The organism is Balneola sp., from assembly GCA_002694685.1.
GTDB lineage: Bacteria > Bacteroidota > Rhodothermia > Balneolales > Balneolaceae > Gracilimonas.
In genome coordinates, this window is the sequence record NZMW01000004.1 from 661408 (window position 1) to 681989 (window position 20582).

15 protein-coding genes are annotated in these 20582 nt (G+C 41.0%); 6 read left to right on the forward strand and 9 right to left on the reverse strand.

Translation table 11 applies throughout. The features are described from left to right. The first annotated feature begins 6 nt into the window (after positions 1 to 6). From CL667_08340 to dprA, 3 genes are read left to right on the forward strand one after another with little or no spacing between them, the layout of a single operon-like run. Complete coding sequence (locus tag CL667_08340; GenBank protein ID MAL17707.1) at positions 7 to 2178, forward strand: S9 family peptidase; 2172 nt, start codon at positions 7 to 9, stop codon at positions 2176 to 2178. Positions 2179 to 2192: 14 nt separating this feature from the next. Beyond that, positions 2193 to 3188, forward strand: coding sequence for a GTPase ObgE (locus tag CL667_08345; GenBank protein ID MAL17708.1), 996 nt, complete (start codon positions 2193 to 2195; stop codon positions 3186 to 3188). Further along, positions 3166 to 4290, forward strand: coding sequence for a DNA-protecting protein DprA (gene dprA / locus CL667_08350; GenBank protein ID MAL17709.1), 1125 nt, complete (start codon positions 3166 to 3168; stop codon positions 4288 to 4290). The genes CL667_08345 and dprA overlap by 23 nt, the downstream gene beginning before the upstream one ends. A gap of 72 nt (positions 4291 to 4362) precedes the next feature. Here the strand turns inward: dprA and CL667_08355 are convergent, their stop codons facing one another. The 5 genes from CL667_08355 to CL667_08375 all read right to left on the reverse strand — a co-directional run bounded on the left by CL667_08355 (position 4363) and on the right by CL667_08375 (position 9929). Continuing rightward, the gene (locus tag CL667_08355) at positions 4363 to 5502 is read right to left on the reverse strand and encodes a hypothetical protein (protein MAL17710.1); all 1140 of its coding nucleotides are present in this window, start codon (positions 5500 to 5502) and stop codon (positions 4363 to 4365) included. A 160-nt stretch (positions 5503 to 5662) separates the two neighbouring features. Then, positions 5663 to 7399, reverse strand: a complete 1737-nt coding sequence (locus CL667_08360) for a phosphoglucomutase (protein MAL17711.1) — start codon at positions 7397 to 7399, stop codon at positions 5663 to 5665. Positions 7400 to 7532: 133 nt separating this feature from the next. Further along, positions 7533 to 8474, reverse strand: a complete 942-nt coding sequence (locus CL667_08365; GenBank protein ID MAL17712.1) for a paraslipin — start codon at positions 8472 to 8474, stop codon at positions 7533 to 7535. A gap of 2 nt (positions 8475 to 8476) precedes the next feature. Continuing rightward, entirely contained in the window at positions 8477 to 9430 is a 954-nt protein-coding gene (locus tag CL667_08370) for a paraslipin (protein MAL17713.1), read from the reverse strand. Position 9431: 1 nt separating this feature from the next. Continuing rightward, a complete protein-coding gene (locus CL667_08375; protein MAL17714.1) occupies positions 9432 to 9929 on the reverse strand; it encodes a nodulation protein NfeD in 498 nt (165 codons plus the stop codon). Between the two features lie 167 nt (positions 9930 to 10096). Here CL667_08375 and CL667_08380 point away from each other — a divergent pair, with 167 nt between their 5' ends. Then, positions 10097 to 11890 (forward strand): ABC transporter ATP-binding protein, encoded by a 1794-nt coding sequence (locus tag CL667_08380; GenBank protein ID MAL17715.1) that lies wholly within the window; start codon positions 10097 to 10099, stop codon positions 11888 to 11890. Between the two features lie 146 nt (positions 11891 to 12036). Here CL667_08380 and CL667_08385 read toward each other — a convergent pair whose 3' ends face one another. Beyond that, positions 12037 to 13098, reverse strand: a complete 1062-nt coding sequence (locus CL667_08385; GenBank protein ID MAL17716.1) for a hypothetical protein — start codon at positions 13096 to 13098, stop codon at positions 12037 to 12039. 18 nt (positions 13099 to 13116) lie between these two features. Continuing rightward, a complete protein-coding gene (locus CL667_08390; protein ID MAL17717.1) occupies positions 13117 to 13992 on the reverse strand; it encodes a hypothetical protein in 876 nt (291 codons plus the stop codon). Positions 13993 to 14146: 154 nt separating this feature from the next. On the opposite strand from CL667_08390, the gene CL667_08395 reads away from it, so the two are divergent. Next, the gene (locus CL667_08395; GenBank protein ID MAL17718.1) at positions 14147 to 15301 is read left to right on the forward strand and encodes a hypothetical protein; all 1155 of its coding nucleotides are present in this window, start codon (positions 14147 to 14149) and stop codon (positions 15299 to 15301) included. Positions 15302 to 15313: 12 nt separating this feature from the next. On the opposite strand, the gene CL667_08400 is transcribed toward CL667_08395, so the two are convergent. Then, entirely contained in the window at positions 15314 to 16270 is a 957-nt protein-coding gene (locus CL667_08400) for a serine dehydratase (GenBank protein MAL17719.1), read from the reverse strand. 5 nt (positions 16271 to 16275) lie between these two features. Then, positions 16276 to 17895, reverse strand: coding sequence for a hypothetical protein (locus tag CL667_08405; GenBank protein MAL17720.1), 1620 nt, complete (start codon positions 17893 to 17895; stop codon positions 16276 to 16278). A 76-nt stretch (positions 17896 to 17971) separates the two neighbouring features. Here CL667_08405 and CL667_08410 point away from each other — a divergent pair, with 76 nt between their 5' ends. Next, positions 17972 to 20572 carry a hypothetical protein gene (locus tag CL667_08410; GenBank protein MAL17721.1) on the forward strand — a complete coding sequence of 867 codons (2601 nt, stop codon included), beginning with the start codon at positions 17972 to 17974 and terminating at the stop codon, positions 20570 to 20572. Positions 20573 to 20582: the final 10 nt, after the last annotated feature.

Here is a 20582-nt window from a genome sequence, read left to right on the forward strand (position 1 = left end):
ACTTCTATGAAAGCAGTAAAACTATCTTTTATTTTGATGGCAATTTTTTCGGTTGCCACTTTCGCTCAAGATAAAAAACCCATTGAGTTCGAGCATATCTTTGATGGTACATTTTCTCCAAATGGTGTTCAGAATGTTCGCTGGATGAATGATGGAGAATTCTACACGGCTACTCAGGATAATCAGATCATCCGTTTTAACATCGTAAATGGGAATGAGCGCGTGTTGTTTAACGGGAATGACTTTACGGATGCCGAAGGCAATGTAATTGAAGTACAGGGTTATCAGTTCTCTTCTGATGAATCAAAACTGCTTATTAAAACAGATGTAGAGCAACTCTGGCGGAGAAGCACTAAGGAGAATTATTATGTGTATGATATTGCTTCAAAAGAACTGACCAAACTAACTCAGTCTGAAGAGAAGCAACAGTATGCAGAGCTTTCTCCGGAAGGGGAGCGTGCAGCATTTGTCCGTAATAATAATTTGTTTTGGGTTGATTTGGCTACTGGTGAAGAGACTCAAATCACCGAAGACGGAGAATTCAACAAGATTATAAATGGTGCCGCTGATTGGGTTTATGAAGAGGAATTTGGATTTGCTAAAGCCTGGTTTTGGTCACCTGAAGGAAATCGTATAGCTTTCTATCGGTTTGACGAGGAACTGGTAAAGCAGTTTTTTATGACAGACTGGGGTTCACTATATCCCGGACAAGTTCAGTTTAAGTATCCCAAAGCAGGAGAACAGAATTCGATTGTATCTATCCATGTGTACCATTTGAATTCTGAAGAAACGGTAACCATGGATGTTGGCGAGGAGGATGATCAGTATATCCCTCGAATAAACTGGACCAGAGATAACAATGTATTGTCTATTCGCCGCATGAATCGCCTTCAGAATAAGATGGATATCATGTTGGCTAATGCTACTAACGGCAACTCGAATACAATTCTCACTAAAGAAAGTGATACGTGGTTAGATGTGAACGACGATCTGTACTTTTTGAATAACGGCGAGCAGTTCATTACTACCAGTGATGAAAGTGGATATAATCATGTGTATCTCTACGACATGGAAGGTCAGCAGCTTGAGCAAGTAACGAGCGGTGACTGGGATGTCACTGAACTCATTGGCCATAATGAGCGGACGTATGAATTGTTCTATGTAAGCTCAGAAGCCTCACCTATGGAAAGGCAGTTATACAGCATCCGTATTGACGGCAAGAAGAAGCAAAAGCTGACAACTGGAGCTGGATGGCATAACATAAATATGAGCGGTGATTTTAAGTATTACATCGACAGCTGGTCAGATTATAACAAGCCATCTGAAGTAAGTCTATTCAGAGACAATGGACGAAAAGTAAGAACGATTGAGGATAATGCGGAACTGAGCCAAACACTTCAGGAATACAGCTACATCGAGAAAGAGTTTATGCAGATGGATGTAAACGGTGTAAGCTTAAACGCATACATGCTTAAGCCGGTTGATTTTGATCCTAACCAAAACTATCCGGTGCTGATGTATGTTTATGGAGGTCCTGGAAGCCAGACTGTAACGAAAGCATTTGGTAGCGGTCAGCGCCCTATGTGGCATCAATATCTTGCTAACCAGGGGTATATTGTAGTTTCTGTAGATAACCGCGGAACAGGAGCTCGCGGGAGTGAATTCAAGAAACAGGTTTATAAAAAACTGGGTCAGTTAGAAACCGCTGATCAGATAGCTGCGGCTAAAGAAGTAGCTAAGTTGCCTTATGTAGACCCAGAGCGAATTGGAATTTGGGGTTGGAGCTATGGTGGCTATATGTCTTCATTAGGTATTACAGAAGGAGCTGATGTTTTTTCTGCTGCCATCGCTGTTGCACCGGTAACCAGCTGGAGATATTACGACACTATTTATACAGAACGCTTTATGCAAACTCCTCAGCTCAATCCTGAGGGATATGACGAAGGTGCTCCCCTAAACAAGGTAGATCAGATTAAAGGGAATTACCTGCTGATTCATGGTACAGGAGATGACAACGTACATTTCCAGAATTCTGTTGAAATGATTGATGCTTTGATTGAAGCTGATGTGCAGTTTGAATCAATGATATATCCAAACAAAGCTCACAGTATTAATGGCGGAAATGCCAGAAAACATCTTTACCAGATGATGAGTGATTTTATTTTTGAAAACCTTTAAGGAAGACCAATTCTATGCGCTTTGCTGATTATGCCAAAATTTATGTAACTGCTGGAAAAGGCGGGGATGGCTCTGCTCATTTTCGCAGGGAAAAATATGTGCCAAAAGGAGGTCCCGATGGCGGCGATGGAGGAAAAGGTGGGGATGTAGTTTTGGTTGGAAACGAACAGCTGAATACCATTCTTGATCTTCGCTACCGAAAGTATATCAAAGCCAAAAATGGGGAGAATGGTTTTAAGCAAAAAAGTTCTGGAGCAGCCGGACAGTCTGAACTGCTTGAAGTTCCTTTAGGTACCGTTGTTTTTGATGCGGAAACCAAAGAACGGTTGGGTGAAATCACCGAACATGAAGAGAAACTCGTTATCGCAGAAGGCGGAAAAGGTGGTTTGGGAAACTGGCACTTTAGAAGTTCGACCAATCAAACACCCCAGCATGCCCAAGAGGGTAAACCGGGTGAAAAGCGAACAGTTGAGCTTGAGCTTAAACTTATAGCAGAGGTTGGGTTGGTTGGATTTCCCAATGCCGGAAAGAGTACCCTGCTTTCAGCTTTATCTCACGCCAAGCCAAAAATAGCTGACTATCCTTTCACAACTTTAGAGCCTAACCTGGGAGTGGTGAAGTTTGAGGATTACAGAAGTTTTGTAATGGCTGACATCCCGGGAATTATCGAAGAAGCTCATGATGGGAAAGGCTTGGGAATTCAATTCCTGAGACATATTGAGCGCAACAACGTACTGCTGTTTATGGTTAGTTGTATGACTGATATTGAGTATGAATACAACGCGCTTTTGAATGAATTAAAATCCTACAGAAAAGACCTTCTTGACAAACCTCGAATCTTAGCTATCACTAAGATGGATTTAAAACAAGGGTTTGAGTTAGAAGAAGAACTTCATTTTGATGATGAAATTTCCGTTATTCCTATTTCGTCAGCTACCGGTCACGGTATCGACGAGCTTAGAGAGAAACTGTGGGAATACATACAAAATGGGAAAGAAGAAGAAACTTAGGGTACTCGTAGCGCTTAGCATAATTTCGGGATTAGGTAGCCGGCGCGTTTATAAACTATTAAAGAACATCGATGATCCTGAAGAGATTTTCAGCATCGGTAAAAGAAAGCTTAGGTCAATTGAGGGAATAGGTGAAGCTTCTGCTTTGGCAATTCTTTCTTTTGATGATTGGGAGACGGTAGATCAGATTATAGCTGAGACTGAAAAAAGCGGATCTGAAATTATTACGTTCTCAGACCCTGAGTATCCACCTCTTCTTAAGCAAATCTATGATCCTCCCATACTATTCTGGTTAAAAGGAAATCCAGAAGCTATTTCAAAACCCGGAGTTGCTGTGGTTGGTACCCGGAATACATCAACCTATGGAAGAAATATGGCTGAAAAATTGACCGGGGAGCTGGCTGATCAAGGGCTGTGTATATACAGCGGTCTCGCTTATGGTATTGATGCTATTGCTCATAAAACAGCACTAGACCATAACGCTCCAACGGTAGCTGTGCTCGGCTCGGGAATTGACAATCTTTATCCAAGAAAGCACGCTAATCTAGCTAATCAGATTGTAAAGTCAGGTGGTGCGGTGATTACTGAGTTTCCATTAGGCACTAATCCAGATGCAGGAAATTTCCCGGTAAGAAACCGAGTTGTTAGCGGGATGAGTATGGGTGTTTTAGTAATTGAATCAGGGATAAAAGGAGGGAGTATGATTACCGCTGACCTTGGGCTGGATCAAAACAGAGAGGTGTTTGCAGTGCCACACCCAATTGGTAATCCTACCGGAACGGGATGTAATTACTTAATAAAGAGGGGAGCTGCTAAACTGGTTCAAACGGTAGATGACATTTTGGAAGAGCTGCTAGTTGAATACCATTCTGATGAATCAAAAAGTAAAGCTACAGAAGCAGAGAAAACTAGCTGGAGGGAAAAAGATCTTGACGAAACAGCTACTAAAATATGCCAAGCCTTAGAAGATCGGGCATATCAGGTAGACGATTTAAGCGACAAAATTGGGGTAAACACCAGCCAGTTATTAGTCGCTTTGCTACAATTAGAGATGGAAGGGATTGTACTACAGAAAGCGGGTAAAAACTTTCAATTGCTATAAATAAGTCAATTAAATAGAAAAGCCGACACTTCAATTAAGAAGTCTCGGCTTGTTGTAAACTAAAATTCACTATTAGCTTTTATATCTGTAAATAGCTGCCAAACCAGAATTTTTAGGAACCTGAGATTGAGGCAATCCATAAAGGGTGCTTCCAGTTCTTATGGCAGATATTGCTGCATAGTTTATCAGATCTACAGCTTCACCATTTAAAGATTCAGACATATCTACACGATTTTCATCTGGATGGAATACCCCAAACTGTCGGGTTCCCATAGGTACAAAGAGAGTGTCAACTTTTCCGAAATACGCACTTTTAACGATTTCTTCAACTTCAGTTGAAATAAGCTCACTGCCCTGCAAATTGTTGAACCGTTCAATGTCACTTTCAATATCTTCCTGAAAATAATCTGCTGCAATAGTCCAAGCTTCTTCAGCAAGTTCTTTTGGACTTTTATTATCTGAATTTCCTTTAATAGCCTCATCTAAAACATTAAAATACTTATTGGCTTTCCTGTAATAGGCAACCATTTTATCCGGTCCCGCTAAAACTAGAGGACCATTTTCTTTCTTCAGATACTTGGTGACTTTATTCTCAATGTGCTTTAGGAACAACTCAAGCTCTTTGTCATCTTCATCGCCACCTTGTCCATGAAAAGTAGCGTTACTGCCACCACCGGCAGAATGTTGCTGCATGGATTTTTCGTGAACGTGATACTTGAGATGTTCTTCCATACTTGTGGGAACACTTTCAAATTCTACCAGACTAGTTTCATCTGGAGCAATTTTGAACATTTTTGTTTCACTCTGGCTTAAGAGCAAGACATGATAGGTGCCATGGTGATTTTGCAGTTCTAGAAGAGGGGTTACCAAAAAGTTTTCAGCGATATAGTAATCTTCTTCTGGACTTACAGGGATCTTGAAGTAGTCAAAATGATTCTCATTTAGATATATAGCTAAGCCTTTATCTTGATGTAACCAGAATTGATTTTCCTCAGATTTTTCAATTAAATCTTTAAATAAATCTTCTACTCGCTGTTCTTTCCATCCTTTTTCAAGGAGTTCATTTTTAGTTTTTTGAATGAGATTTTTCAGCCGGATGGAGTCTTGTTTACCTTCTTCTCCTTTTTTATGAGTTGGTAAAAATAGGGTGACATTAATATCATCAGTTTTATTAATGAGTTTCTCAATAGTATCTCTTCTAACTACACTCATAGTGATTCCCTTATTTATTAATATTAGCCTGTTATTGTTATAACAATCTCTGCCAGCTGGTGTTCCGAGTTGCAGAGATTAATATTAGACTAATTAATCAGGTTTTAGAGTGAAAGTAAAGAACTATAAAAAATTCTTTAAGTAGCGGAAACTCAGATGTCTAATCTTTTAACCCTTCAATCATCATTTCGATTTTCTTGTCAAGGGTAGCAGAAACCTGAGCATAATCTTCAGCGCTCATTAGATTGGTATTTACACTGCAATAAAACTTGATTTTCGGTTCTGTTCCGGATGGTCTTGCTGAAACAATAGCTCCATCTTCAGTAATAAATTGAAGAACATTCGATGAAGGAAGTTCGATGTCAGTCACTTTGCCCGTAGCAATGTTTTTCTCTTTGGATGTCTGATAATCTTTGACCGTAACAACCTGAGAGCCACCTAATTTCTTTGGGGGATTAGCACGGAAATTCATCATCATTTTTTGAATTTCTTCAGCGCCTGCTTTTCCTTTTTTGGTAACGGAAACAAGGTTTTCCCGGAACAAACCATACTCTACATACATGTTCAGCATGGCTTCATATAAACTGCTTCCCTGGTCTTTATAAAAAGCGGTCATTTCGGCGATAATGGCACAGGAGACAACCGCATCCTTGTCACGAACGTGTTCGCCGATCAGGTATCCATAACTTTCTTCACCGCCGGCTATGAATTGTTTTTTCCCTTCCAGCTGGGTCATTAGCTGTCCAATATACTTGAAGCCTGTAAGAGTATTAAAACACTCCACACCTTTATCTTTTGCGATACGATCAATCAGGTAGGAAGTCACCACTGTTTTCACAATGTACTCGTTACCGGTGATCTTCCCAGCTTCTTCCCAGGCTGTGAGCATATAATTAATAATCAAAGAGCCGGTTTGGTTTCCGTTCAGTAAAACAAAATCACCTTCCAGGTTCTTAACCGCGATCCCTACACGATCAGCATCCGGGTCAGTAGCCATCACAAGCTCAGCATCAATTTCTTTGGCTTTATTGAGAGCCATATCCAGCGCTTCTTTTTCCTCGGGATTTGGATACACAACAGTTGGGAAGTCCCCATCAACAGTCATCTGCTCTTCAACTAAATTTACATTCTCGAAACCGTACCTTTTCAGTACTTCCGGGACTAATTCTCTAGATGTTCCATGAATAGGGGAAAAAACAATACCTAAATCCTTCTGTCGTTTGATTGCATCTTTGGAAACAGAAAGGTCGGTCAAAGCTTTTAGGTACTTCTCATCCATTTCTTTACCAATTGATTCAATAAGGTTCTCATCCCCATCAAAATTCACTTCATCTACGCTTCCAATTTTTTGAACTTCTTCCATCACCATCTTGTCGTAGGGAGCAACAAACTGACCCCCATCGGCTCCATAGGCTTTATAACCGTTATATTCCTTAGGATTATGAGAAGCTGTCAACATAACCCCGCTTTGGCAACCTAACTCGCGGATAGCGTAGGAGAGCTCAGGAGTAGGGCGAAGGGCATCAAAGAAATACACGTGAATACCATTTGCTGAAAATACATCAGCAACTACCTTAGCCAGTTTTTCTGAGTTGTTCCGGCAATCATGGGCAATGGCAACTTTCAGTTCCGTATCAGGATATTCATTCTTCAGGAAATTGCTTAATCCTTGAGTGGCTATACCAAATGTATATTTATTGACTCGGTTTGAACCGATCCCCATGATACCCCGGAGTCCACCGGTGCCAAATTCGAGATCCTTATAAAAAGCATCGGTTAACTCGTCATACTTTCCATCATCCAGTTTCTGTTGAATAGCTGCTTTGGTCTCATCGTCATAACTTCCATTAAGCCACTGATCAATTTTACTCTGCACTGCGGTATCTAGTTTACTCATTTATCTGGATGTATGTTTTAGAATGGTTAGGATTTTATGTGGACCAACTCCACACTTAAAATATATATAAATAAAAAGGGCAATTCATGAGATTATGAACTGCCCTGTAATAAAGGTGAGAATTCGTTAAAGCTTATTCCTTCTCAGTTTTGACATCTAAATCACCAAGAGATAAACCATCCATTAGTGCTTCATAATTAGAGATGTCTTTAGGTAATATGATACTGTTTTGGTCTCTTCCCAGTCCCGAAAGTACATTCAGGTATTTTTCTGAAAGCTGAAGCTTCATCGCTTCGGTTCCTTTTGGTTGAGATAGAGCTCCTGCAATTTCCTCGATAGACAAAGCTGTTGCTTCAGCTATAGAAAGAATCTCTTCAGCTAAACCTTCTGCTTCGTTAATACGTCGCTGCATCTCAGCTTCCGAGATGTTGATAATTTCCTCTTTCATCCCCTCAGCATCGTTTACTTTGGAGCCTTTCACACCTTCAGATTTGGCGATGATGGCTCGCCGATCTCGTTCAGCAGTCATCTGTCGCTCCATAGCTTTCTGTACCGTTCGGGGAGTCACGATATTCTTGATTTCATACCGGTGGACTTTAATTCCCCAAACTTGTTCAACTTCACTGAGAACATGTACTACTTCCTTACTCATGGCGGCCCGATCTTCAAAAGTTTGATCAAGCTCCATATTACCTAAAACAGAACGTGTGGTAGTTTGGGCAAGTTGAACAGCTGCATACCGATAATTGGTAACCCCGTAGCTTGCATTCACAGGGTCTATAACGCTCAGGTAAATAACCCCGTCAACTTCTACTTTGACGTTATCCTTGGTGAAGCATTCCTGAGGTTCCACCTCGATGGTTTCTTCGCGTAAATCTTGCTTGTAAACTACTTTGTCTACAAAGGGGATAAGGGCATGAAATCCAGGCCCGAGTGTTTTCTGATAGTTCCCAAGGCGTTCTACGATATATGCGTATTGGTTTGGAACCAACCGTAAAGATCGAATGAACTTGTACATCACATAGACCGAGAAAGCACCTAATAAAACTTGACTAATGGTTTCGATAATTTCCATGATTACTGCTCTCCTTGTTTGGGTGAAGACTTCTTGCTTGCCGGACTTTTGGTATGATCGCTGATGGTACTAACCCCTTCAAAAAATGTTTTCAGGTTAGCGGTTTCAGTAGGCAATACTGAGACGTTTGAGTTTTGGATAATATTTCCAAACTGCTTGATGTATTGTTCCACCAGTTTTGTTTTAACAGCGACGTCACCGCCGGGTTTAGCAATAGCTTCAGCAACTCTTCGTATTCCTGTAGCTGTTGCGTTGGCAACGAGTTCTATTTCCTTAGCCCGTCCTTTTGCTTCATTGATACGACGCTGTCGCTGAGCTTCAGATACCAAAACCTGACTCTTTTGCTCACCTTCAGACTCATAAATTCGGGCTTGCCGGTGTCCTTCTGAATTCGTGATTTCAGCTCTTTTAGCACGTTCAGCTTCCATCTGTCGCTCCATCGTATCAACTATTTCACTGGAAGGACGGATGTTCTTTAGTTCGTACCGCATTACTTTTATTCCCCAGGGGTCGGCGGCTTTGTCAATCTCACGAACGATGTTTTCATTCATTTTCTCGCGTTCTGAGAAAGTGTCATCAAGAGTCATCTTACCAATCTCACTACGCATAGTGGTTTGAGCCAAGTTAACCGCTGCAGCCTGATAGTCTGAAATTCCGTAACTGGCTTTGTGAGAACTCATCACCTTGAGATAAACCAACCCGTCTACAGCAACCTCAATATTATCTTTGGTGATACAGGTTTGGCTGGGTACATCCAACACTTGCTCTCGCATTTCCTGGCTGTATGCCGGGCGATCAACAAATGGGATTAAAAAGTGAAAACCGGGTTTCAGTGTTTTTTTGTACTTACCCAGCCGTTCTTGAATTACTTCTTCCCGAAACTCCACAATTTGAAAAAGCCTCGTAAGTACGAAGTAAGACATTACGATTACAACTAAAATAGTAGTCCAGAGCATATTAGTTTTGGTTTGAGTCTTTAAGTTGATTTTTCTTTGAATCGATAACATCAACAGGTTCAACTATCCAGGTGGTGTTATCCCTATACTTTATTCGTACTTGAACTCCTGCTGGGATTTCCCCCTCAAGAGAACGAGCCTGCCATGAAATTCCCTGAAATTTGATACGACCGTGATTGTCCAAATCATTAATAGGTTCTATAACATCTACAATCTGATCCATGGCTTCATAATCTTCGTCTGCAAATTTAAAAGAACTGTCGCCTTTGAAGTATTTGTTGATGAATGGCCGAATGGCGATGGTCAATATAGTTGATGACATCAGCCAGACGAAGGTGGCCGTGAAAGGATCTTCAAGGAAGCCAAAATAGCGAAGCACACCAATGCCCAAACCGCTAAATCCCAAGAGAAATGCGACGCCTCCGGGCAGGGCTGCTTCCAAAAACATTAGAAGAACGCCTCCGACTAAAAAAATCCAAGTAAGAATTTCGCTATCCATAACCTGAAGTAAAGATTTAAGTTTTAGTATAGATAGTAATTTGAACGCAAAAAAACTCAATAGAATACGATTAATTTTATGGCAGAATTTTTAAATGCGGCACGGTATTTGGCTACTATTGCTTAAACCAAAAAGAGGCGCTTTATTTAAGCTGTCTTTCACAAATTATGCCAATGAGTAAAAAGCCCGATTCCGAGAAAAAATCCATTCAGTCACTTTGGCAAACGCTGATGCAGATATTTGCACTAAGTAAGCCTTATCGGACACGCTTTTATGCTGCAACGGTAGTTACCATTCTGGCGTCAGCGGTTTGGCTGACTGTACCCTTAGGACTCCGTGAATTACTGGACGCTGTGTTTGAATCCGGAAATAATGAGTTGCTCAACTGGCTGGCAATGGGCTTGTTTGTGCTTTTTGTGCTGCAGGCTGCGTTCTCCTTTTTTGGGAATTATCACTTGGAATGGGTTGGAGAGCGGGTGATTACGGATCTTCGGAAGAAGGTTTATGAACATCTGCACAGACTGGGATTTAAGTTTTTTGCAGAGCGGCGACTTGGTGAAATTACTTCTCGCTTGACCAATGATGTGGGCTCGATTCGTACTGCATTAACAGATTCGCTTCCTCAGTTACTCACCATTTCTTTTTCTTTGATTGGTTCTGTTTCGTTGATGGTGGTGCTGAACTGGCGCCTGAGTATGGTGATCTTTGTTACGGTGCCGTTTGTGACTTTAGCCACTCGTTATTTCGGCCAAAAGATTCGTTTTCTATCCAAAGACATACAGGATGAACTGGCTGATTCAACCGCGGTAGCTGAAGATGCACTAGGAGCGATCCGTTTAGTAAAAGCCTTTGTTCGGGAAGATTATGAGGTAGAGCGATATCAAACTGCGATCGAAAAGCTATTCAAAACGGCACGCCGGAAGGTAGTACTCACTCAATTGTTTTGGGCCGGAGTGGGGATTATGTTCATGAGTACGTTGGTCATCATCTTTTGGTATGGAGGTAAAGAGGTGCTGGCTGATCGTCTCACCGCCGGTGACTTGGTAGCTTTCATTATTTATGCGTTGAATATTTCAAGATCCATTAGTCAAACTTCAAGACTATATACTGCCGTAAATACAGCCGCAGGTGCATCTGAGCGTATTTTTGAACTGCTGGAAGAAACACCGGAAATTGAGAATAATTCGAATGCCAAATCAATTTCAAAAGTAAAAGGAGAGATTGAGGTTAAGGATTTATGGTTTAGCTATGAAGGAGAAAAAGACGTGCTTCGTGGGATTTCTTTTAAAGCAGACGCGGGAAAAACAATTGCCTTAGTGGGACCAAGCGGTGCCGGTAAAACTACCTTGCTAAATCTCATTCCCCGGTTTTATGATCCCCAAAAAGGAGTGATTAGTGTGGATGGGAATAATATTCAGGATGTGAAGTTTAAGTCGCTTCGGGAACATATTTCAATTGTACCGCAAGAGGTGCATTTATTCGGGACTTCCATCCGGGAAAACATAATCTATGGAAAACTGGATGCTACGGAAGAGGAAATTATTCAGGCCGCAAAAGATGCCAATGCTCACCAATTTATTATGGATACTGAGGATGGATACAATTCTATGATTGGTGAGAAAGGAGTGAAGCTGAGTGGAGGGCAGCGTCAGCGATTGGCTATTGCCAGGGCCATTCTTAAAAACCCAGCCATCCTATTGCTTGATGAAGCGACTTCTTCCCTAGACTCTGAATCTGAAGCTCAGGTTCAGGAAGCGTTAGTCCGGTTAATGGAAAACCGAACTACCTTTGTGATTGCTCACCGCTTGTCAACTGTGCAGCATGCAGATAGGATTTTAGTGCTGGATGAAGGTGAAATTGTAGAGCAGGGAACCCATACAGAACTTATAGAGCAAGGCGGATTATACAGTCACTTGTATGAATTACAATTCAGGGATTTAGATGAGCCAAAGGTGATGTAAATCCCATTAACCAAACCTCAATATCCAATATTCAGATACAAAGATTTTTTGACTGAATAGACCCAACCACTGGAGCTTGAACTATTAAATTTTAAAATTGGTCATTGGTCATTGGTCATTGGTCATTGGTCATTGGTCATTGGTCATTAATTATCCGTGTTGTACATCCGAATAATATCAGAGTAGCTCAGGTTTTCAAGCAGGTTTCTTTCGTTCAGACCGTTAATATAATCAACAGTTACATCGGCATTATACATCCCGATGATGGCCGAATACGAAAAAGTATCCAGATAGCCGCCACTTTTTAGGTCCTGAATATATCCGGTAGGTACGTCACCATTATATAAACCGATAAGCCCGGAATAAGAAAACTCATCCATTAACCCACTGGACTGCATGTCGTTGAGATAGTCAATTGTAACATCAGAGTTATAAAGTCCAATGATGGCTGAATATGAAAATTCGTCCAAATATCCTGCATCATTCATGCCATCTAAATAATCAATGGGAACATCAGTATTATAGAGGCCAATCAGGGCTGAATAGGAAAACTCATCGAGATAACCAGCCTCATTCATAGAATTCAGGTATTCCATACTTACGCCAGAATTATATAATCCAATGATAGCCGAGTAGGAGAATTCATCCAACAGATTAATGGCATTTAGACCATTTATATATTCTACGGGTACATCACTGTTGTAAAGACCAATGACTGCTGAATATGAAAACTCATCGCCTAAATAGCCGGCATCATTCAGCTGTTCGAGATATTCGATGGGAACTCCGCTTTGGTATAAGGCCTGATAACCGGAATTGGAGTAAAAGTCTTCCAGGTCGGCTTCATTAATAGCAACTAGGTAGTCAGCAAATCCACCTTCAAATTCAAAATCTGGAATAGGAGGGATGTCAGGAATGTTGATTTCCGGGATGTTAATATTGATGTCAGGTATATTTACGGCTACTGTTTGTTGATTACTTCCAAATACAGAATTCCACGCTTGGGCCGGACTCCAGTCATGATACCAGAGAAATGCAGCCATAAATACAGAAACAATCAGTAAAGCATTCTTAAACGTTGACCCTTCTGGAGCTTCTTGTTCTGGAGGTTGAAATGAAAAGTCATCGCCTTCTTCACTTTTTTGGCGGATATATTCATCTAAGTCAAAATTCGGATCGTTGGGCGTATTTTTAAACTGTGTACTCATTGGAATAAATTAGTAGCGTTAATCGCCGTTTTCTCGTTGGTAAAGATCTACGATGTCCAGAAAGTTAAGATCTTCATAGAGTCCTTGTTCTTGAAGCTGGTCAAGAAACTCAACGGTAACACCGTTCTGATAAAAATTAGTTACATACACAAAAGACAAATCTTCAAGGTAACCGGCTTCATTTAGTTTAATTAGATAGTCTGTTGAAACATCATTTTGATAAAAGTTGGTTACATCGACAAAAGATAATTCTTCATAAACACCAGCCTCTTGAAGGCTTTCGAGATAGCTTAATGGAATTTGATTCTGGTAGTAATTGATGATGTAAACAAAAGAAAGGTCTTCAAGAAACCCCGCATTTTGAAGCTGATCGAGGTAAGAAATAGGGACATTTCCATCATAAAGTTGCCGAGCTGAAAAACTGGAAACTTCATCACCCAAATATCCTTTATCGCGAAGAATTGTTAAGTATTCGGTGATCGGCATATCCAGGCCGGCAGAGGATGGAACATCTACTCCGGGCAGTGTAGGTAAATCAGGAACCGCAGGTATAGTTGGGATTTCGGGCATCTGAACCTCAAGTCGATCTGAAACTGGCGGGGCAGTAGCAACCTGAGTCGTATTATCATCCCCACCAAAAATAAAGGTCCACGCTTCTGATCCGCTCCAGTTATTGAACCATAAAAAAGAAGCCGCAAAGACAATAAATATCAGAATAGCATTTTTAAATTGAGAGCGGTCTTCTTCCTCAGGTTCGGCCGCAAAGAGTTCTTCATTCTGGCTTTTTTGATTGATGTATTCATCCAGATCAAAGTCGGGATCATTTTCTGCGTTGGGGTGCCGGTCTAAATCGTTAGAGAAAGAGCGTGGTTTATTCTGTTCTTTTTTTGCCATAATAATAGAATGTTTATCTATGGACGAATTTGTGAAGCAATTTGTTTCAATTAAATCAGGATAGGATAGATTTTTTTAGGAGTTAAGCTGACCTCTCCTTGGTGAATGTCATATAAGAGTTTTTTATTTCATTTTTCGGAAATTAAAAACAAAGATGTATAATAAGCCGTTAATTTTTCATTTTTTAGGAGTAAAAATGCGATCTGCTCTATTAATGGTGCCACTACTATTTGTTTTTGTTTTAGCTGCTTGCCAAGAAGAAGTCCCTACTGAGAAAGCTTCACTACAATCAGTGGAAATTAAGGATGTGATGAAGTTTGATGAAAATAGTGCGGAGACCGGTGATCCCGAGGTGTTTCTTAGCACTCCCTATCAAACTGCTACTGATGATGAGGGTCGAATCTATATTCAAGATGTTCCACTTGGTAAGTTTTTCGTGTTTAATGAAGCGGGCGAATATCAAGATGTTTTTGGAGGAAGAGGAAGAGGGCCGGGAGAGTTTGAGAATATTCGTGAAATAGCCATGCTGGATAATTCCAGATTCCTTGTTTACGATTATATGTCTCGGCGCGCCACGGTTTTTAATAAGGAGTTAGATGTAGAAAAGATTCTTGATATGGAATACAATAATTCAGTATCAGATATATCTGATTTTACTGAAGGTGAACTGCTTCTGTCAAATTTCCGTGAGGGGCACTTACTTCAGGTTTATAGCTTAGAAGAAGAACAAATTACTGATCAGATAATACCCATTAAAGAAGTTCTGTCAAAAGAAGATGAGAGTGAAGAACGATTTCTGGAGACTACAGGAGGTTACGTAATAAAAATTACAGAAAAGCTAATCGCTTTTACTCCAGAATACTATTCCGGCCAAATGTATTTGTATGAGAAGTCTGATGATCAATGGAGTCAAGCAAGCATTATTAAGGGATATGAAGATGTTCAGAAACCTTTCAGTATTCATGAAACTATGAATGAACCCCATGAAAGAGCAATGCTTATAAGCATTAATCCTAATGGAGGTTATCTTGGTTATGAGTACCATTCCTATTCTCAAGGCTTATATAAACTTGAAGGAAATAGATTTGCCCATATATCTTTCCGAGATGCCGATCCCGAGAAAACCGAGTTGAGGTTTATCTATGAGATATTTGATGCTGAAACCGGACAGCTCGAAAAAGCTGCTGAGATTGATAGCCTTCGAGCGGACTATCCCCCTGAAACCATCCCCGTTCATGTGGATGAAAAAGGCTTTCTATATGTAGCAGATATTACGGGTAGTGTTAGAAAGATTGAGGTGCTCTGGTAAGGTTAATTCAAATCAAAAAGGCAGATTATCAAAATCTACATTCCCACCGGTTATAATGATACCGACTTTTTTGCCTTTTACATCTATCTTTCCATCAAATACAGCCGCAACGGGAACTGCGCATGAAGACTCGATAATCATATTCATACGTTCCCAAATGTAACGCATGGCTTCAATGATAGAACCCTCAGAAACGGTGACAATATCATCCACGTATTTCTGGATGAGGGTGAAGGGAAGTTCTCCAAGTGAAGTACGGAGTCCATCTGCAATGGTGTCCGGGTTCTTGACTGGTATGAGCTCGCCTTTCTTAAATGACCGGTAAGCATCATCAGCGTTAGCAGGCTCAGCTCCAATTACTTTTATTTCCGGTTTTACGGATTTTGCCGCCAAAGCCGTTCCACTTAATAATCCCCCACCACCCACCGGCGCCATGATGATATCTAAATCGGGATAATCTTCCAGCAGTTCAATGGCAGCAGTTCCTTGTCCTGCAATAATTCGGGCATCATTATAGGGATGAATAAAAGTAGCTCCGGTTTTCTCAACCACTTTTTCTAAAGTTGTCTCCCGGGATTCAAGTGTTGATTCACAAAAGGTGACTTCGGCTCCATAGCCTTTTACAGCTTTTACTTTAACTTTAGGAGCATTTTCAGGCATGACTACATAAGCCGGAATACCTCTTAATTTTGCAGCCAATGCAACTGCCTGGGCATGGTTACCAGAGGAATGGGTAGCAACTCCTTTTGATGCTTCTTCATCCGACAAAGAAAAAATAGCATTAGAGCCACCACGGAATTTAAAGGCTCCCACTTTCTGAAAATTCTCACACTTAAAGAATATATCACCGCCCACTTTTTCATTTACCTGAGTGCTTGTCAAAACAGGAGTACGGTTAATGTATTTCTGAATTCTGGAATGAGCTTTCTGAATATCGGAAAAGGAGGGAGGTGTTAATACAGAATGCATGGCTATTATTTAATGACTTGTTTGATGCCTTCCAGCAGCGATTTCCACCAGTAAGCAAAAATTGATTTTTCTTTATCTCTTGGAAATGTAAAGATACCAACGCGCGGCTTATCGCCAAGATTATCAGATTTAAGTACAAAGGTATTTGCTATAAAATCACCAGCCCATTGCTTCAGGCCTTTCTTTTGAGGGTTATCTTTATTCAGAAAAGAAACCTTTAGGTCTTTATATAGGAGAGTAACTTCTCCCGATGAAGCGCTGGAGTTGAGTTCCATATTTGCACTTAAGCTTTCAACAAATCCATCTTCTATTTCAACAAAAGCAACGTTATTGAGCATGTTAGCCGCGTCTTTAGGATCAAAACTATCCAGCTGTACGTGAACAGTGTGGGAGTTGAGGTTGTCAAATGTTGCGTAACCAACATCAAGGGTAAGGGGGGAAGTATTCATAAACCTGGCGTTGATGTTGAGCCTTAACGAATCGTTATAAAATTCCGGATGACTTTCCGTCCTAAGGTTAGTGACTGTTGCGTTGATATCATTAAAAGAAATACTTCCCGGTTCTTCTGAAGGCGGCTTATGTTCCTGATAGGTAATATCAGTGTCAGAAATATTTATCGTATTCAGTCCAAAAGAAAAATCGGTGGATGTAGCTAGCTCGTGCAGTAAAGGCTTAGTATTATAACCGGGTAGCCGCTCTTTTTGCTTATCTCTAAACACTTCCATTTGGGCACCTGTAATCTGCATGGAATCAATTTCGAGCTGATTTGAAGCAAGGGAATCAAGAGTAAACCCAATAAGCTCAAGTGCAGGAATATTTAGATCAATACGATCAATCTGGCGGTCTAATATTTCTGAAAACCGATATTTTTGGACTACTGGGGTGAGGGCTACATTGTCCAGCGAAAGATATTCCGCTTTCTTCTCAAAATGAAAATCACCTACCGTGAACTGATATAATTTCTTTTCCAGTGACCATTTTATGCCAGAACCATTAATGGTGAGGTTATCCATGAAAATAAGTTCTGAACCATCCAGCAATTGATTGACATCAACATCTTGAGCTCGGAGTGAAAGGTCGGCAACCGTGACCAATTCTTCCCCATTTTGCCGCACCAGCTTTCCCGATCCACTATTAATAATCAGGTTAAATGTTGAAATTTTGTCTGCTATTTCCTCAGCCTCACCATTACTTGAACGGCTAAAAGCATTTGATGAGTAATCCCGCGTAAAAACTTCCACATTCGGCTTATTGATTACAATAGATTTGAATACAGGAAACGATCTGTTCAGCAGACTAAACCATTGAATACCGTTAATAGAAATGGTTTGTGCCGAAATTTTACGGATATGAGGCGAGGCGCTATCAGGCTTTACAACAACTGAATCTACAGAAATCGACCGCCCAAGAATTCCAATATCAAAGGTTGAGTAGTCAAGGATGTAATCCTGATTCGTTTGTTTTCTAAACTCTTCAGTAAGTGCTTTCTTGAGAGGTTCATTCAAAAAAATTGGGGCAATTACAGCAGCACTGCCAACCAAAACGAGAATGGAAATAACAATAATTAAAAAAACCTTTAGTGTTTTTTTCATATCTAAAAATTGATATAAATCCTCTAAATGCAAAAACCTTTATTGTTAAATAATTTACACTATTTTGGTGCGCATTAACTGCTAAACATATTCACTTAAACTACCCCCAATGAAAAAATTAGTTACCCTATTCGCTTTTTTATTGATGGCGACATCCGCCTTTGCACAGGATGAATTTGCCTTCGAACGTTTTCAATTTCACGCTGACCTAAATTATGATTCCGGCATCACTTCACCGGCCGAATATTTGGGTTACGAACTTGGTAAGGAATATACCTTCCATCATAAAGTGATGGATTACTTCAAGAAGCTGGATGAGGAATCCGACAAGCTGACTCTTCATAAATATGCCACAACCTACGAAGGCCGTGATTTATACTATGCGGTAATCAGCTCGGAGGAAAATCAGGGAAACATTGATGCTATTCGCCAAGCAAACCTGTCGCTGGCTAATAACCCTGAGTCCACAACAATTGATGACAAACCGGTGGTGGTTTGGATGAGTTATAATGTTCATGGGAATGAGCCTTCAAGCAGTGAGGCGGCTATGCAAACAGCATATCGCCTGGTAGCAGGAGCCGATCAAGAAACTGTAAACTGGCTGGATAATGCTGTAGTGGTGATTGACCCCATGATGAATCCGGATGGCAGAGATCGCTATGTGTATTGGTACAAATCATCTCGCGCCAACATTTTAAATACTGATGCCAATGATCTGGAGCATGATGAAATTTGGCCGGGCGGACGAACCAATCATTACTGGTTTGATTTAAATCGTGATTGGGTATGGCTGGTTCACCCAGAGTCACAAGGAAGAATAGCGGCCTATCAAGAATGGATGCCGCAAGTGCATATGGATTTTCACGAGCAGGGTTTTAATAACAACTATTTTGCAATGCCGGGCACTACTCCAAGAAATCTTGAATTGCCTGCTGATTATGATAAATGGGCGGACGCTTTTGGTCGTGGTTTGATTGAAGAGTTTGACGAAGCGAATGTAAACTATGCAACCCGTGAGGCATTTGATTTCTTTTATCCTGGGTATGGTTCTTCTTACCCAAGCGTGATGGGAGGAATTGGAATGTTGGCTGAGCAGGGTGGTCACAGCCGAGGAGGGCGTGCCGTTGAAACTGATGATGAATATGTACTAACACTCCGACAACGTGTTTTTGATCACTACACGAATGGAGTTTCAATCGTTAAAACAGCTGCCGAAAATAAAGAAGGGCTGCTTAGCTACTTCAAGAATTCGGTATCTCAGTCTTCCCAAAAAGGAAATACCAAAGCATACATTCTACCAAATGATGAGAATGATTATACCTATCAGGTAGTAAATATGTTAATGAAGCATGGGGTGAAAGTGGAACGTGCTACTCAAAATTTCACCCAAAGAGATTCCTATAATTATTGGGATGGTAACTCAACTAACCAAAGTTTTGAAGCCGGTGATTTCATCATTAAAACAGATCAGCCCAAACATCTATTCATTAATACGCTGTTCCGTAAGCAGATGGAGATTGAGGATTCAGTGATGTATGATATGTCAACTTGGTCAGTTCCATTAGCTTATAACCTGAATGCATCATGGACGACCAGAGGCGTAAATGCTTCTACGGAAATGGTGACGGAAGAAGTAGAGTATAAATCAGGACTTGAGAATTCTGGCGCTCAGTATGCCTATGTGATCGACTGGGAACAGCGTCACGCTCCAAAAGCGCTGGCTAAACTCTGGGATATGGGATATAAAGTGAGAAGTGCCAGGCGCCACTTCAACAATGGAGAGAAAACATATTCGGAAGGATCCCTGATTGTTTTAATAGGTCGAAACTTTGATAAGCGTGATCAGATAGCAGCCGACATGCAAATGCTTGCTAATGAGGCAAATGTTGTTGTAGAAGGCTTTGATAGTGGCCGAATGAATACAGGCATGGATTTAGCTTCCAGCGACTCACAACCCGTTGACAAGCCAAATGTGGCCTTGATGATCGATTCTCCATTCAGTTCCTATACGGCCGGTCAGCTTTGGTTTTTATTTGATCAGTGGACGGAGCTTGGAATCAGTCGAATCAGGTCGGGTAGTTTCTCAAGCAGCGATCTGGAGGATTATGATGTGATTTTGATGCCGGGCTCATGGGGAGGGTTAAGTGGCGTATGGAATGAATCAGAAATTGAGTCCCTGAAAACGTGGGTACGAAATGGCGGTGTACTTATTGGTACGGAAGGAAGCGCAGGCTGGCTAACAGAAAGCCGATCCGGATTTACAGGCGTAGAGCTGTTTGAAGAAGATGAGGAAGAAGACAGCACCCAAGTAGATCCACAAGCCTATACCAAGTATGCTGATCGGGAAGATGTCTTTGGACTAGAGCGAATCCCGGGTTCAGCATTTAAAGGTATGCTGGATACTACCAACCCATTGGCTTTTGGAATGAAGGAGCAAATCTACTCACTTAAGTTTGGGGATGATGGGCTAGTTCCAAATACCGATTTTCAAACCGTTGGGTACTATGTGAAAGATGCTGACGATGTACTGGCCTCCGGTTATGCCTCAGATGAAAACAAAGAGAAAGCAGCGGGAATGGCTTTTGCAGCTGTCGAGAATATGGGCAGTGGTAAAGTGGTGTTTCTGCTTGATAACACTCAGTACAGAATGTTCTGGGTTGGGCCAAGCCGGATGGTTCAGAATGCGGTGATGCTTCTTCCGGGAATGTAGAGGAGCAGTG